Annotated in this window: 11 protein-coding genes and 1 riboswitch; of the genes, 4 read left to right on the top strand and 7 right to left on the bottom strand. The window is 65.2% G+C overall.

What is annotated here, in order from left to right; translation table 11 throughout:
- Window positions 1–5: 5 nt before the first annotated feature.
- Both gcvH and gcvT read right to left on the bottom strand, forming a co-directional pair.
- Entirely contained in the window at window positions 6–371 is a 366-nt protein-coding gene (gcvH, locus tag AAFG07_RS16070) for a glycine cleavage system protein GcvH (protein WP_074124812.1), read from the bottom strand.
- Between the two features lie 20 nt (window positions 372–391).
- Entirely contained in the window at window positions 392–1,537 is a 1,146-nt protein-coding gene (gcvT, locus tag AAFG07_RS16075; RefSeq protein ID WP_342728122.1) for a glycine cleavage system aminomethyltransferase GcvT, read from the bottom strand.
- 141 nt (window positions 1,538–1,678) lie between these two features.
- A riboswitch (glycine riboswitch) is annotated at window positions 1,679–1,767 on the bottom strand.
- A gap of 202 nt (window positions 1,768–1,969) precedes the next feature.
- On the opposite strand from gcvT, the gene alaS reads away from it, so the two are divergent.
- Window positions 1,970–4,657, top strand: a complete 2,688-nt coding sequence (alaS, locus tag AAFG07_RS16080) for an alanine--tRNA ligase (protein ID WP_342728123.1) — start codon at window positions 1,970–1,972, stop codon at window positions 4,655–4,657.
- Window positions 4,658–4,668: 11 nt separating this feature from the next.
- Window positions 4,669–5,919 carry a cyclic nucleotide-gated ion channel gene (locus AAFG07_RS16085; protein ID WP_342729167.1) on the top strand — a complete coding sequence of 417 codons (1,251 nt, stop codon included), beginning with the start codon at window positions 4,669–4,671 and terminating at the stop codon, window positions 5,917–5,919.
- Here AAFG07_RS16085 and AAFG07_RS16090 read toward each other — a convergent pair.
- The 3 genes from AAFG07_RS16090 to AAFG07_RS16100 form a co-directional block, all read right to left on the bottom strand.
- On the bottom strand, window positions 5,916–6,416 hold the full coding sequence (locus tag AAFG07_RS16090; protein ID WP_342728124.1) for a DUF3455 domain-containing protein: 501 nt from the start codon (window positions 6,414–6,416) through the stop codon (window positions 5,916–5,918). The genes AAFG07_RS16085 and AAFG07_RS16090 overlap by 4 nt on opposite strands.
- Before the next feature lie 37 nt (window positions 6,417–6,453).
- Complete coding sequence (locus AAFG07_RS16095) at window positions 6,454–7,668, bottom strand: NADP-dependent isocitrate dehydrogenase (protein WP_092115336.1); 1,215 nt, start codon at window positions 7,666–7,668, stop codon at window positions 6,454–6,456.
- Between the two features lie 107 nt (window positions 7,669–7,775).
- A complete protein-coding gene (locus AAFG07_RS16100; protein WP_342728125.1) occupies window positions 7,776–9,521 on the bottom strand; it encodes an alpha/beta fold hydrolase in 1,746 nt (581 codons plus the stop codon).
- A gap of 302 nt (window positions 9,522–9,823) precedes the next feature.
- On the opposite strand from AAFG07_RS16100, the gene AAFG07_RS16105 reads away from it, so the two are divergent.
- Together AAFG07_RS16105 and AAFG07_RS16110 are read left to right on the top strand one after the other, a co-directional pair.
- Window positions 9,824–11,023: a TrmJ/YjtD family RNA methyltransferase gene (locus AAFG07_RS16105; RefSeq protein WP_342728126.1), complete on the top strand. Its 1,200-nt coding sequence runs from the start codon at window positions 9,824–9,826 to the stop codon at window positions 11,021–11,023.
- A 582-nt stretch (window positions 11,024–11,605) separates the two neighbouring features.
- Window positions 11,606–12,451 (top strand): c-type cytochrome, encoded by an 846-nt coding sequence (locus AAFG07_RS16110; protein WP_342728127.1) that lies wholly within the window; start codon window positions 11,606–11,608, stop codon window positions 12,449–12,451.
- A gap of 35 nt (window positions 12,452–12,486) precedes the next feature.
- On the opposite strand, the gene AAFG07_RS16115 is transcribed toward AAFG07_RS16110, so the two are convergent.
- Both AAFG07_RS16115 and AAFG07_RS16120 read right to left on the bottom strand, forming a co-directional pair.
- The gene (locus AAFG07_RS16115; RefSeq protein WP_342728128.1) at window positions 12,487–13,257 is read right to left on the bottom strand and encodes a glucose 1-dehydrogenase; all 771 of its coding nucleotides are present in this window, start codon (window positions 13,255–13,257) and stop codon (window positions 12,487–12,489) included.
- Window positions 13,258–13,268: 11 nt separating this feature from the next.
- On the bottom strand, window positions 13,269–14,933 hold the full coding sequence (locus AAFG07_RS16120) for a thiamine pyrophosphate-binding protein (RefSeq protein WP_342728129.1): 1,665 nt from the start codon (window positions 14,931–14,933) through the stop codon (window positions 13,269–13,271).
- Window positions 14,934–14,943 lie beyond the last annotated feature (10 nt).

Here is a 14,943-nt window from a genome sequence, read left to right on the forward strand (position 1 = left end):
GATCCTCAGGCGGTGTGCGCGGCGTAGGCGGCCTCATCCATCAGGCCGCCGAGTTCGCCCTTGTCTGATATCTTCAGCTTGAAGAACCAGGCCTTGCCGCCGGCATCCGAATTGACCAGCGCGGGCTCGGCCGCGAGCGCCTCGTTGACCTCGATCACTTCGCCGGTGATCGGCGCGTAGACGTCGGAGGCGGCCTTGACGGATTCGACGACGGCAGCGGCCTCGGCCTTCTTCAGGCTGCGGCCGACCTTGGGCAGCTCGACGAACACGACGTCGCCGAGCTGCGACTGCGCGTAATCGGTGATGCCGATCGTGGCGACGTCGCCCTCGATGCGGAGCCATTCGTGGTCGGACGTGTACAGCGTCGTCATGGGGATCGGTCCTTTGGCGTTTAGCGTTTGTAGGTATTGGGAACGAAGGGCGTGGCGGCGACCTTGAGCGGCAGCCGCTGGCCGCGCACTTCGGCGAAAACCGTGGTGCCGACGGCGGAGAGGGCGGTGGGCAGATAGCCCATCGCAACCGGCGCATTGAGGCTCGGGCCGAAGCCGCCCGAGGTCACCTTGCCGATTGGCTCGGTTGAGGTCGGATCGGCAAACAGCGCGGCGCCTTCGCGCACCGGCGCGCGGCCATCGGGCTTCAGGCCGACACGGCGGCGGGAAGCGCCTTGTGCGAATTGGGTGAGAATCTTGTCAGCGCCCGGAAAACCGCCGGCGCGGGCGCCGCCGCTGCGGCGAATCTTCTGCACCGACCATTCCAGCGCGCCTTCGACCGGCGTCGTCGTGGTGTCGATATCGTGGCCATAGAGGCAAAGCCCGGCCTCGAGCCGAAGGCTGTCGCGTGCGCCGAGCCCGATCGGCAGTACATCGGGATTGTCCAGCAGTGCAGTGACCAGAGCCTCCGCCTTGTCTGCGGGCGCGGAAATCTCAAAACCGTCCTCGCCGGTATAGCCGGAGCGCGAGACGAAACAGTCAATGTCACTGAGGCGGCGCGGTCCGGCGTCCATGAATTTCATCGAACTGACATCTGGGCAAAGTTTCGCCAGCGCCGATTCGGCTTTCGGCCCCTGCAGCGCGATCAGCGCGCGATCGGCCAGCGACACGATTTCGCACGCTTCGGAGAGATGCGCGCGCAGATGGGCCTCGTCCTCGGCCTTGCAGGCGGCGTTGACCACCAGGAACAGGTGATCGCCGAAATTCGCCACCATCAGGTCGTCGAGCAGGCCGCCGTCGTCGTTGGTGAATTGCGCGTAGCGCTGCCGTCCCGGCGCGATGCCGGCGATGTCCTGCGGCACCAGTTTTTCCAGTGCGAGCGCCGCGTCGCCGACCTTGCCGGATTTGGCCTTCAGCACGAGCTGTCCCATGTGGGACACGTCGAACAGGCCGGCTTCCTTGCGGGTGTGGAGATGTTCCTTCAGCACGCCGGCGGTGTATTGCACCGGCATGTCATAGCCGGCGAACGGCACCATCTTGGCGCCGCGCGCCAGATGCAGCGCGTGCAGCGGGGTCTGTTTCAGCGGGGAGGTTTCGCGCGCAAGCATCACAGGGCCCTCGCGGTTCCCGCCGGGGACCTATTTCCCCTTGAGAAACCTGCAGAAAGCCCCATCTGTCGCTGTGCCTGAGAGTATTATCCCGTCGGCGGACGCATCGGGGAGAACCCCAGCGCCTCTTTCCAGATGTTAGACGTCACGCGGTCCTTTTGCCTGAGAGTTTCCGGGGCGGTTGCTCCTTCGGCGCCGGCGGTAAGGCCGGTCTCTCCCGACGTGACTAATAACAGGTAGGTAGAAAACACGGCGCCACCAAGACTGTCAACGCAGCTCTCGCTGCTATCCAATGGGCTTTGTGCTGCCGCGGCAAGCCCATGATCCGCCTGCACAGTTTCTGGACACCGCAGCTGGCAATGTCTAAAAGCGTTCGGCCGGAAAATGACGCCTTTTTGCGGCTGGCCGGCCCCTTTTTCCGATTGGATGAACATGAGCAGCGTCAACGACATCAGGTCGACATTTCTGAACTTCTTCAAGGAGAACGGCCACGAGATCGTGGCGTCGTCGCCGCTGGTTCCGCGCAACGACCCGACCCTGATGTTCACCAATGCCGGCATGGTGCAGTTCAAGAACGTCTTCACCGGCGTCGAGAAGCGCGGCTATCAACGCGCCACGACGTCGCAGAAGTGCGTGCGCGCCGGCGGCAAGCATAACGACCTCGACAATGTCGGCTACACCGCGCGGCATCTCACCTTCTTCGAGATGCTCGGCAACTTCTCGTTCGGCGACTACTTCAAGGAGCGCGCGATCGAGCTCGCCTGGAATCTGATCACCAAGGATTTCGGGCTGAAGAAGGACAAGCTGCTCGTCACCGTCTACCACACCGACGACGAGGCCGCCGGCTACTGGAAGAAGATCGCGGGCTTCTCGGACGATCGTATCATCCGCATCGCGACCTCGGACAATTTCTGGGCGATGGGCGATACCGGCCCGTGCGGTCCGTGCTCCGAGATCTTCATCGATCGCGGCGAGCATATCTGGGGCGGACCTCCGGGCAGCCCGGAGGAGGACGGCGATCGCTTCCTCGAATTCTGGAATCTGGTGTTCATGCAGTACGAGCAGGTGACGAAGGAGGAGCGCGTGGCGCTGCCGCGTCCCTCGATCGACACCGGCATGGGGCTGGAGCGCATGGCGGCCATCCTGCAGGGCGTCGAGAGCGTGTTCGAGACCGATCTGTTCCGCCATCTGATCGATGCGGCCGCCTCGGCCCTCGGCCATGGGCCGAACGCGCAGAACGTGGCGTCATACCGGGTGATCGCCGACCATCTGCGCTCCTCGGCGTTTTTGATTGCCGACGGCGTGCTGCCGTCGAACGAGGGCCGCGGCTATGTGCTGCGCCGGATCATGCGCCGCGCGATGCGCCACGCGCAGCTCCTGGGCGCGAGCGAGCCGCTGATGCATCGCCTGGTCTGGGCGCTGGTCCGCGAGATGGGCCAGGCCTATCCGGACCTGGTGCGCGCGGAGAAGTTGATCGAGGAGACGCTGCAGCTGGAAGAGACCCGCTTCCGCAAGACGCTGGTGCGCGGCCTGTCGATCCTCGACGAGAAGAGCGCCGGCCTCAAGAAGGGCGACATGTTCGACGGCGACACCGCGTTCACGCTGTACGACACCTATGGCTTCCCGCTGGACCTGACGCAGGATGCGCTGAAGTCGCGCGGCATCAGCGTCGACCAGGCCTCGTTCACCGATGCGATGAACCGCCAGCGCGAAAAGGCGCGTGCCTCCTGGGCAGGCTCCGGCGAGGCGGCAACCGAGACGATCTGGTTCCCGCTGCGCGAGAAGCTCGGCGCAACCGAATTCCTCGGCTATGAGACCGAGAGCGCGGAAGGCGTGGTGACGGCGCTGGTCAAGGACGGCGCCGAGGTCGACGGCCTCAAGGCCGGCGAGAGCGGCGCGATCGTGCTGAACCAGACGCCGTTCTATGCCGAGTCCGGTGGTCAGGTCGGCGACGTCGGCGTCCTCACGGGCGAGGGCGTCAAGTTCCGTGTCACCGACATGCAGAAGAAGGCCGGCGACCTGTTCGTGCATGTCGGCACGGTGGAGCAGGGCACCCTGAACGTCGGCACCGCGCTGCAGCTCGAGGTCGACCACGCCAGGCGTTCGTCGATCCGCGCCAACCACTCGGCGACGCACCTGTTGCATGAGGCGCTGCGTCAGGTGCTCGGCGATCACATCGCGCAGCGCGGCTCGCTGGTCGCGCCCGATCGCCTGCGCTTCGATTTCGTGCATCCGAAGCCGATCACGCCGGAAGAGCTCGCCAGGGTCGAGGACATCGCCAACGATGTCGTGCTGGAGAATGACGAGGTGACGACCCGCGTCATGGGTGTCGACGACGCCCGCGAGGCCGGTGCGCGCGCACTGTTCGGCGAGAAGTACGGCGACGAGGTTCGCGTCGTCTCGATGGGGAAGAGCGCCCGCGAGCACGGCCAGAACGCGCTCGGCTGGTCGGTCGAGCTCTGCGGCGGCACCCATGTTCGCCGCACCGGCGACATCGGCTTGATTTCGGTGACCAGCGAGAGCGCCGTCGCCTCCGGCGTCCGCCGCATCGAGGCGCTGACCGGACATCATGCGCGCAAGCACGCCAATGACACCATGACGCTGGCGAAGACCGCGGCGGCCGAGCTGCGCACCTCGATCGAGGATGTCCCGGCACGCATCGCGGCTCTGATGGAGGAGCGCAAGAAGCTCGAGCGCGACCTGTCGGATGCCCGCAAGAAGCTCGCGATGGGCGGCGGAGCGTCGTCGAACGGTGCCGCCTCCGGCGTTCGCGAGGTCGGCAACGTCAAGCTGCTCGCGCGCGCGGTCGAAGGCGTCGAGACCAAGGACCTCAAGAGCCTCGTCGACGACGGCAAGAAGCAGATCGGCTCCGGCGTGGTCGCGATCGTCGGCGTCACCGAGGACGGCAAGGCCGGCATCGTGGTCGGCGTCACCGCCGACCTCACTTCGCGCTTCAACGCGGTCGAGCTGGTGCGCAAGGGCTCCGAGGTGCTCGGCGGCAAGGGCGGCGGTGGCCGGCCCGACATGGCGCAGGCCGGCGGGCCGGACGGTGCCAAGGCGGACGCCGCGCTGTCGGCGATCGAGCAGGCCATGACTCAACAGGCATCGGCCGGCGCCTGACGGAGAGGCTGATCGTGGCGACGGCTCCGCTTAAGCCTACGATCAGCGACCCCGGACTGCGCGAACGTCTCTACGAGCTACTCGAGCAGGATCACCTGCCATATTCGGTCGGCTCGCGCTTCGTCCGGCTTGTCGTCGCGATCATCACCGTCGACGTGCTGGCGGCGATCCTGGCGTCGGTGCCGGAGATCGATGCCCAGTTCTGGTGGCTGTTCACGGCGATCGAGATCGCCGCCGTGATTGCCTTCGCGCTGGAATATGCCGCGCGGCTCTGGAGCGTGGTCGGCCGCTCGCTGCGCGACATGACGCCGTCGCAGGCGCGGCTCGAATACGCCTTCTCGGCGCTCGGCGTCATCGACCTGCTCGCCTTCCTGCCGTCGGCCATCGCGCTTGCGATCGGTGACAAGACCGCGCTGGTGCTGTTCGGCATGCTGCCGTTCCTGAAGCTGGTGCGCTATTCGACTGCGATGCGCTCGCTGCTGGCGGCGCTACATGCCGAGCGGCGTACGCTGTTCGGCTGCGTCGTGATCCTGACCGGCGCGGTGCTGCTGTTCGCCTCGCTGCTCTATGCCATCGAGCACAAGGTGCAGCCGGACAAGTTCGGCACCATGCCGCAGGCGATGTGGTGGGCGATCGTGACGCTCGGCACCGTCGGTTACGGCGACGTCGTCCCGGTGACGCCACTCGGCCGCATCGTCACGGTGGTTGCAATCGTGGTCGGCTTTGCGATGATCGCGCTGCCGGTCGCGATCGTCTCGACCGCGTTCGCCGATGAGGTGCGGCGCCGCGACTTCGTCGTGACCTGGGGCATGCTGGCGCGGGTGCCGCTGTTCTCCCATCTCAACGCCGCCGATATCGCCGACATCATGCGCCTGCTGCGGTCGCAGACCATCGAGGCCGGCGAGGTGCTGGTGCGGCGCGGCGATGCAGCGTCGTCGATGTATTTCATCACCGCCGGCGAGGTCGAGATCGACCTGCCGAGCCAGCGGGTGCGGCTTGCCGACGGCTCGTTCTTCGGCGAGATCGCGTTGCTCCGGCGCACCAACCGGTCCGGCACGGTGACGGCGATACGGAAGACCAAGCTGCTGCTGCTCGATGCGCAGGACTTCCATGCCCTGATCGAGCGGATGCCGGCGCTCGCCGCGCATGTCAGGGAGACGGCGGAGGCGCGGCTGGCCGATCCGCTCACGGCCGGTGGCGACCTTGCCGCCAGCGAGATTGCCCAGTCGCCGCACGAGACCGACGGCGGCATCCGCGATTAGTCGCGGCGCAGAAACACGTAATCCGCCGAATACGCCGCGCTCTTCAGTGCGCCTGATTTGTCGCAGGCGCCGCTGAGCTCGCCGCCCGAGGTGTTGATCCGCTGCACGGTGGCGACGCTCGAGAGCAGGCCGTTGCCGCGGTGGGAGATCACCTCGAGCTTCAGCCAGGGAATGTCCGCTGGCGTCGCGCCGGGCGCGCTGCCGGCGGTGCGGGCGGTCACGGCGCTGCCGTCGACATGCTCCCAGTTCGGTCCCGCATAGTGCCGGCCGACGGTGCGGCCTCCGGCGATCAGGGTGGCGACCGGTTCGCGGAACGACCAGGCGAGCTTGCCGTCGGTGACCGGCTTGCACTCATAGACCTGCACGCCCTCGGCATGGGCGGTGAGGACCGCGGTCTCGTCGGGCGCCGCAACGGGGGCGGGCAGCGGATCGGCAGCGAGCGCCGCCGATCCGGTCAGCAACAAGGATGCGAGCGTCACCCGGCCGGGAAAGGTCATGGTCACGCTCGCTATTGTGTTCGGCAACAGGCGGCCGTCAGGCCGCCATCGCCTTTCCGAGATTCTCGGCGACCTTGTCGAGGAAGCCGGTGGTGGAGAGCCAACGCTGGTCGGCGCCGACCAGGAGCGCGAGGTCCTTGGTCATGTAGCCCTCTTCGACGGTCGCGACGCAGACCTTCTCCAGGGTGGTGGCGAACTTCGCCAGTTCCGGGTTGTTGTCGAGCTTGGCGCGATGGGCGAGGCCACGGGTCCAGGCGAAGATCGACGCGATCGAGTTGGTCGAGGTCTCCTTGCCCTTCTGGTGCTCGCGGTAATGGCGGGTCACGGTGCCGTGGGCGGCTTCGGCTTCCACCGTCTTGCCGTCCGGGGTGAGCAGCACCGAGGTCATCAGGCCGAGCGAGCCGTAGCCCTGGGCCACGGTGTCGGACTGCACGTCGCCGTCATAGTTCTTGCAGGCCCAGACATAGCCGCCCGACCATTTCAGCGCCGAGGCCACCATGTCGTCGATCAGGCGGTGCTCGTAGGTCAGGCCCTTGGCCTCGAATTCCTTCTTGAACTCGCGGTCGTAGATGTCCTGGAAGATGTCCTTGAACCGGCCGTCATAGACCTTGAGGATGGTGTTCTTGGTCGAGAGGTAGACCGGGTAGTTGCGCAGCAGGCCGTAGTTGAGCGAGGCGCGGGCGAAATCGATGATGGAGTCGTCGAGATTGTACATCTCCATCGCAACGCCGGCGCCGGGCGCCTTGAACACTTCCCGCTCGATCACGGTGCCGTCCTCGCCGACGAACTTCAGCGACAGCGTGCCCTTGCCGGGGAACTTGATGTCGGTAGCGCGGTACTGGTCGCCATAGGCGTGGCGGCCGATGATGATCGGCTTGGTCCAGCCGGGAACCAGGCGCGGCACGTTCTTGCAGATGATCGGCTCGCGGAAGATCACGCCGCCGAGGATGTTGCGGATGGTACCGTTCGGCGACTTCCACATCTGCTTCAGGCCGAACTCCTTCACCCGGGCCTCGTCGGGGGTGATGGTGGCGCATTTGACGCCGACGCCGACCTTCTTGATGGCTTCGGCCGCGTCGATGGTCACCTGGTCATTGGTCTCATCGCGGTATTCCATGCCCAGATCGAAATAGAGCAGTTCGACATCCAGGAACGGGTTGATCAGCTTGTCCTTGATGTACTGCCAGATGATCCGGGTCATCTCGTCGCCATCGAGCTCGACGACGGGGTTGGATACCTTGATTTTTGCCATGACGGGGAGGCCTTCTTGGGAACGGCGCGCTTTTGACGGCGGGGGTGGAATACGCCTGCGCTATAGCACCGCCCGGGGACGGGCGGAAGCGCACCGGTTATGCACTTTCAGCCCATCTTTTCACCTAAAATGAGACCTGCGTGGCGGTCCCGGCCACGATGTACCAGGTCACGAACAGGCCCGCTATCAAGGCCCCCGGCAGGCTCGATCCGGTCCGCCGCCATGTGAAGGTCGCGATCACGGCGACGATTGCCAGGAGCGGCACGAACTGGATCGCGACGATGGTCGAAAGCGGCACGAAACCCGGGTCCGGGATCGGGTTGAACAGCTTTCCGGTCAACCACAGCGTGCCGTATTGCAGCACCAGCAACACGATGAAACCGAGCGTCAGCGCCAGGATATTGGTCAGATAGAGCGCTGCGCGCGGCGCCCATGGTCGAGAAATTCCGGTGCAGCACGTGCAGCGCCACGACGAAAAACGCCGTGAACGGAATCAGATAGATCAGGAAGATGAGGAATTGCTTCGCGCTCATCAATTTGAGTGCGACGATCCAGAATCTGAAGTCGATCTTCAAGGCGAGGTCGGCGAGCCAGAGCGCGGCGTAGCCGACCGCAACCGAGGCCACCGCGATCACGACGGATTGACCGACGAGGCCGGCCCGGCTGGCGCGCTTCGGGGCGAACCACATCAGCGCCAGCGTGATCAAGCCGTTGATGATGGCCCAGACCAGGATCTGGTTGGTGATGCCCTGCGGCAGGAACGCGCTCGGGGTCACGAATGTGCCGCCCAGCCCGAAGGCCGGATAATAGGTCAGCGCCGGGATGAGGGCGGACAGGACGAACGCCGCGGTCCAGCGCCGGCCTTTGGCGGCCTCGTGCGGCGGCATGGTGCCGTCGGCAACCGCCGGCAGCCGCAAGCGCGAGAACATCGGTGCCTCCAGCAGCCCGTCGAATGTCCCGATCACAAGGGCAACGAAGCCGATCAGCGCGATCAGGGTGCCGATCTCCTTGCGAAACCAGATCTGGTCGTCGACCGGACGAGGGGTGCCGCCCTTCAACGTCCTGGCGAACCAGTCGAGGCTGTAGCCGATCGCCTCGTGCGAGATGTGCTCGGCCGGATGGGTCATCGCCGGCGTGTACAGCACCCTTGCGGAGCCGTTGGCCGGATCGCCATAGACCTTGCCCGGTTCGATCGCGCCTTGCGTGCCGAACAGTGCCCAGAGCTTCGGGCTCATGGTGACGTCGCGGGCGAGGTCGACGCCCCACATCAGTTCGGGGAATTCCTCGTACTGGGCGAACACCAGCGCGGTGTTGCGCGGCCATGTCGTGGTGCCCTCGGCGGCGAACGGCTTGCCGGTGGATGAGCCCTCCAGCACCATCGATTTGTAGTCGTTGGGCATGGCTGTGGCCGCCGCCAGCACGGTCCAGCCGCCCATCGAATGGCCCTCGAGCCCGATGTTCTCTTTGTCGACGAAGGGCAGGCTGCGGAGATAGGCGAGGCCGTCGGGTCCGCCAAAGCCGTTTGCGAAGGAGGGCGGCTCGCTGTAGCCGTGGCCGGTCTGATCGAGCGCCAGCACGACATAGCCGCGGCGGGCGAACTCGATGGCAAAGCCGTCCTGGGTCTCGCGCGAATTGATGTAGCCGTGGACCGCGAGGATGCCGGGCGCCGGGATCTGCGGCGTCGCGTTCGGCGGGACGTAGAGCAGGGCGCTCATGGTGTTGCCCTTGGCGCCCTTGAACCTGACATCCTCGATCCGGATGCCGCCTGCGGTCTGCGTGAGGTGGGCGAGCAGGCCCCCCGCCACGATCAAGACCACGCCCACAATCGCCAGCGTCCATCTGCCCCGCATCATCGTCCCCCCAAGGTGCCTCGCCGCTCAAGCGGCGTCTCAAGCGTGCCTTTACAGCTTCGCTTTGATTGTGGTTGATAGCCTATCCGAAGGCAAAGCGCGCGCAAGCGGCTGCCTTCGCTCTGTGCGTTCGGGATTCCGATTGAGGATTCGCAAACGCCGCTAACCCTGTTATCTCCTTGGAGAAAATGGTCCCGCGCAAAACCGGTGCAAAGCTGGTTGCGCCGCCCTGCATGAGAGTTTGAATCAGCCGCTTCGGAAGCTGATTCAAAATCTTCAGACGTTGAATCAGAAAGTGAAGTGAGATGTCCGGCACCGACAAGACCAAGGCAGGGCACGACCTTGCCGGTCCCGTCGTCATCCTGGTCGAGCCGCAGCTTGGCGAGAACATCGGCATGGCCGCGCGCGCGATGGGTAACTTCGCGCTGACCCGGATGCGCATCGTCAATCCGCGTGACGGCTGGCCGAATGTCGCCGCGCAACGCGCCGCCGCCGGCGCCGACCACATCATCGGTTCCGTCGAGCTGTTCGACACCGTCGAGCAGGCGATCGCGGATCTCACGCTGGTGTTCGCGACCACCGCGCGCGCCCACGACCAGGCCAAGCCGGTGGTCGGGCCGGAAGGCGCGGCAAACGCGATCGTCAGCCATGTCGCCTCCGGCGGCGGAGCCGGCATCCTGTTCGGGCGGGAGCGCTCCGGCCTGACCAATGAGGAAGTCGCGCTCGCCAACCGCATCGTCACTTTCCCGGTCAATCCGGGCTTCGCCTCGCTCAACCTCGCGCAGGCAGTGCTGCTGATGGGGTATGAATGGTTCAAGCTTTCGACCGCGGGCGCGCTTCCCTTCGCGATGCCCGAACGGTCCGAGCCGGCCTCCCAGCACCAGATGCAGGCGTTCTTCGACAACCTCGTTGCCGAGCTCGACAAGGTCGAGTTCCTGCGTCCGGCCGAAAAGCGCGACACCATGCTGGTGAACCTGCGCAACATCTTCACCCGGATGGATCCGACCAAGCAGGACATGCACACGCTGCACGGGGTGGTGATGGCGATCGCCGAGGGCCGCAAGGGCCCGGCCAAGGGCGGCGTGCTCGACGGCGCCCAGGCAACCCGGCTGCGGGCGCTGCTCGCCGAGCAGGGAGGGGGCGGCGCCGCCTCCGACAACTCCAGCACCGTGCGCGGGCTCGCCCGGCTGCTCCGCCGCAACCCGACCGACGCCGAGCGGATCCTGTGGCAGGCGCTGACGCGGGACCGCCGCTTCGCCGGCCAGTTCAAGCGCCAGACCCCGGTCGGCCGCCACATCCCCGACTTCGTCTCCTTCGTGCACCGGCTCGCGATCGAGCTGGTCAATCCTGGCGAGAGCGACGCCATCGTCGCCGACCGCGCCAAGCGACGCGCTTGGCTCGAGGCGCGCGACTATCGGGTGGTCGACATGCAGGTGGCCGATGTCGAGCGCGACCTCGACGGCGAATTGGCGCGGCTGGAGGGGAGTTTGCAGCAGGAGCGGTGAGTCCTGGCCGTCGTTCTGTCTGCTCGGCAAGCGTGAGTTCGATGCACGACTCTCTCCGCGCGTCGTCCCTGCGAAAGCAGGGACCCATACTCCGCGGCCCGAATTGTGAACGGGACTCGTCGTTCCACAATCGCGCAACAGTGACCATTCGTGGTTATGGGTCCCTGCTTTCGCAGGGACGACCCCGATTGTGTTGCGCCGCTTGTGAGTCACGCATCCGGGGCGCGGCCCTTCTGTCTGCCCGCTGACCCGCACCAGTCCTCGAGCAGTAGCGATTGGTCGGTGAGGTGTTGATCCCGATAATCTGCGCCTCGTATGTCGGAATGGTCATGCTGCCTTCTCAAGCGCGTGAAATCTGCTAGATTTTGTCTGGCCAGCCCTTCGGCAATCGGATGCGCCAAAAAGAGGGGCGGCGATCGTACCATCGATCCGCGCGCGGCATTTCTTGCGCGCCGGCTACTAATTTTGCACATGGCCTTCGCACCGTTGAACACCGGTGTGCACATTTCGCTGACGTACGTTTTTGAAGCCAGAAATCGATCTGAGTCCTATCGCCATACTTAATTGATTGGAGGCGTCGTCATGATCCGTATCGGATCGTTAGCGCTCGTTATCGGCGTACTATTGAGCAGCCCGGTCAGCGCAGAATCGGAATTGGTCGCGCGCGGTGATTACCTCGTCAATGGCATCCTGACCTGCGGCAATTGCCATACTCCGAAGGGACCGTCAGGAGAGATCAGCGACAAGGCTTTTTCCGGCGGTGCGTCATGGGATGAGCCACCGTTCAAGGTCACGGCCCCGAACATCACCCAAGACACGGAAACCGGCATCGGCAATTACACCGACGCCGAACTCAGACAACTGCTGCGCAAGGGCATCAAGCGCAACGGCGCGCGGGTCGCCATGATCATGCCGAGCGGCTTCTACGAGATCATGACCGATCGCGATCTCGATGCGGTGATCGCTTATCTGCGCACGATCAAGCCGATCAGGAATGCGGTGCCGGAGCCGGTCTACAAGATGGCACAAGGACATCCTGTTCCCCCGGGCGGTGAAGGCCCGTACACCGAAGCGATGTTGGGCGACAAGGTGCAGCAAGGATTTTACCTCACCACGATTGCGCATTGCATGGAGTGCCACACGCCGATGGGTCCGCAAGGGCGAGAATATGCAACCAGCATGGGCGCCGGCGGCGGCAAGTTTCATGGACCTTGGGGCGTCTCGGTTTCGCGGAACATCAGCTCCAGCAAGACCAAAGGCATTGGCAGCTGGACTGATGACGAGATCAAACGCGCGATCACTCAGGGCGTCAGCAAGGACGGCAGCAAGCTCAATCCGCCGATGGGCTTCCATTACTACGCCACTGTGTCGGCTGCCGATCTCGACGCCATCGTCGCCTATTTGCGCACGGTGCCGCCAAAGGAATAGCCTGAAAGCCGCGACACGCCCTGCTGAAGCGCAGCTCAGGCGGCGCTGTAGCCGCCGTCGACCACCTGCGATGCGCCTGTCATGAAGGACGCCTTGTCCGAGCACATCCAGACCACGGCCTCCGCGATTTCCTCTGGTACCCCCAGGCGACGTGCGGGCACCTTGGCGATGATCTCGTCGTAACGTTCGTCCATCGTCTCCTTGGTCATCGGCGTCTTGATGTATCCGGGATTGACGCAATTCACGCGGATGCCGTCCTGGGCGTATTCGATCGCAGCAGACTTGGTCAGCCCGACGACGCCGTGCTTGGCCGCGACATAGTGGGCCGACGTGGCAAGGCCGACCAGCCCGGCGATCGAGGCGGTGTTGACGATCGCGCCGCCGCCGCCTTGCTTGAGCATCTGCGCGATCTCGGATTTCAGGCACAGGAACACGCCCATCAGATTCACCGAAAACATCTTCGCCACGGAGGGCTGCGTGAGCTCATGGATGCGCTGGCCGGGCGGGCCGACGGAGCGCCCGGCCACGCCGGCATTGTTGAACGCGCAATCGATGCGCCCAAACGCCGACACCGTGCGTGCCACCATATTGGCGACATCGGCCTCGTCGGTGACGTCGCCCTGGATCGCGATCGACTGGCCGCCTGCGGCGTTGATGAGAGCGACCGTCTGTTCGATGCCGTCCTTTGACAGGTCGGACACCGCGACGCGCGCGCCTTCGCGCGCCATGGCAATCGCCGTTGCCCGACCGATGCCCGAGCCGCCGCCCGTCACCAATGCGGCCTTGCCGTCCAGAATGCCTGCCATCAGAAGCTCCTCTAGCGCTTGCCTTCGATTGCGATCTCGACGAGGTACGGCCGCCGGGCCGCGACGGCCTTGGCGACTGCGCCGGCGATGTCGTCCGCCTTCTCGACCCTGACCGCCTCGACGCCCATGCCGGCCGCGAGGTGCACGAAGTCGAGCGCGGGACCGGTGATATCCATGTTCTGATAGGGATGCTGGGTGCCGGGCTCGAAATTCTGTCGCCAGACGTCCACATTGTGCTTGAGGATGCGGTACTCGCGGTTCGCGAGCACCACGAACACGATCGCAAGCTTGTGGTGCGCGGCGGTCCACAGCGCCTGAATCGCATACATCGCCGAGCCGTCGCCGGAGATCGCGACAACGGGACGATCCGGCATCGCGACCTTGACGCCGATCGCGCCGGCAAGACCCTGGCCGATGCCGCCGCCACGACCGCCGAAATAATCGCCGAAGCCGCGATAATCGAAGGCGCGGGCGAGATCGAGGCTCGCGGTGATGCTCTCATCGACGATGACCACATCGTCAGGCAGGCCGCGACGCAGTTCCGCGGTGACGCGCGGCATCGAGCTCGGCTCGCGGTTCCAGCTCTTCTCGACGCGCGCGCGATAGGCTTCCTTCTCTTTCGCCTGCAGTTCGGCCAGCGCAGCGTTGCGGTTTTGCGCAGCCTGCCTGAAGTCCGCGCTCGCCTTGGCGCGCAACGCGTCGGTCAATGCACTGATGCTGACAGCGATGTCGCCGACGATGCCGGCATCGAGCCGGTTGTTGAGCGCCAAACGCTCGGCCGAGGCTTCGATCTGGAGCACGGACGCGCCGTGGGGAATGTGGCTATCAGGCGCAAACCAGATGTCCTCGAAGAATGGACCGCCGATCAGCAGCACGAGATCGGTCTCGCCGAGCACCTTGCGCACCTGCCGGGCGTCGCCAGGGAGCGACTGACGATAGCTCGGATGGCTGGTCGGGAAGGACGCGTGATGTCGCAACCCTTCGAACCACACGGTCGCGCCGATCGTTTCCGCAAGCGCGACCAGGGCTTGCTCGCCGCCCGATCGCGCGACGTCGTCGCCGGCGATGATGGCCGGATTTTTCGACTTCAGAAGCAGCGCAAGCATCGCTTCGATGCCTGCCGGATCGGGGCGTGTCGACCGCCACAAATTGTCCGGTGCCGATGCATCGACCGCGGTCTCCTGTTCCAGGACGTCGATCGGAAGCGAAACGAACACCGGCCCCTGAGGCGCGTCGGTCGCCACCTTGAACGCGCGTCGCATGATCGGGGCGATCTCGTCGGCGCGCTCGATCTGAACGCTCCACTTCGTCACGGGCGCCGCCATCGCAACGAGGTCGTGGCCGAGCAGCGGATTGTTGAGCCGCATGCGCGTGTCCTGCTGACCCGCCGTCACGACCACAGGCGAATTTGCTTTCAGCGCGCCATAGAGCGAGCCGATACCGTTGCCGAGGCCAGGAGCGACGTGCAAATTGGCAACGGTGACGCGTCCCGATGCCTGCGCATAGAAGCTGGCGGCGCTGACCGCGACACCTTCATGCAGCGCCATGATGTATTCGAGTTGCGGAAATGCCGGCAGGCTGTCGAGCAGCGGCGTTTCGGTCGTGCCGGGATTGCCGAAGATGTGGCGCACGCCGTGCGACACGAACGACTCCATCAGCACACGGCGTCCGCGCATTCACTTCCTC

Origin of the sequence: Bradyrhizobium sp. B097, assembly GCF_038957035.1 — a bacterium.
In the GTDB taxonomy this organism is placed as follows: Bacteria; Pseudomonadota; Alphaproteobacteria; order Rhizobiales; family Xanthobacteraceae; genus Bradyrhizobium.

What these genes read in the sequence shown, in the direction of transcription:
- gcvH (WP_074124812.1), bottom strand. Translation starts at nt 371, where the DNA reads ATGACGACGCTGTACACGTCCGACCACGAATGGCTCCGCATCGAGGGC.
- gcvT (WP_342728122.1), bottom strand. Translation starts at nt 1,537, where the DNA reads ATGCTTGCGCGCGAAACCTCCCCGCTGAAACAGACCCCGCTGCACGCG.
- alaS (WP_342728123.1), top strand. Translation starts at nt 1,970, where the DNA reads ATGAGCAGCGTCAACGACATCAGGTCGACATTTCTGAACTTCTTCAAG.
- AAFG07_RS16090 (WP_342728124.1), bottom strand. Translation starts at nt 6,416, where the DNA reads ATGACCTTTCCCGGCCGGGTGACGCTCGCATCCTTGTTGCTGACCGGA.
- AAFG07_RS16095 (WP_092115336.1), bottom strand. Translation starts at nt 7,668, where the DNA reads ATGGCAAAAATCAAGGTATCCAACCCCGTCGTCGAGCTCGATGGCGAC.
- AAFG07_RS16100 (WP_342728125.1), bottom strand. Translation starts at nt 9,521, where the DNA reads ATGATGCGGGGCAGATGGACGCTGGCGATTGTGGGCGTGGTCTTGATC.
- AAFG07_RS16105 (WP_342728126.1), top strand. Translation starts at nt 9,824, where the DNA reads ATGTCCGGCACCGACAAGACCAAGGCAGGGCACGACCTTGCCGGTCCC.
- AAFG07_RS16110 (WP_342728127.1), top strand. Translation starts at nt 11,606, where the DNA reads ATGATCCGTATCGGATCGTTAGCGCTCGTTATCGGCGTACTATTGAGC.
- AAFG07_RS16115 (WP_342728128.1), bottom strand. Translation starts at nt 13,257, where the DNA reads ATGGCAGGCATTCTGGACGGCAAGGCCGCATTGGTGACGGGCGGCGGC.
- AAFG07_RS16120 (WP_342728129.1), bottom strand. Translation starts at nt 14,933, where the DNA reads ATGCGCGGACGCCGTGTGCTGATGGAGTCGTTCGTGTCGCACGGCGTG.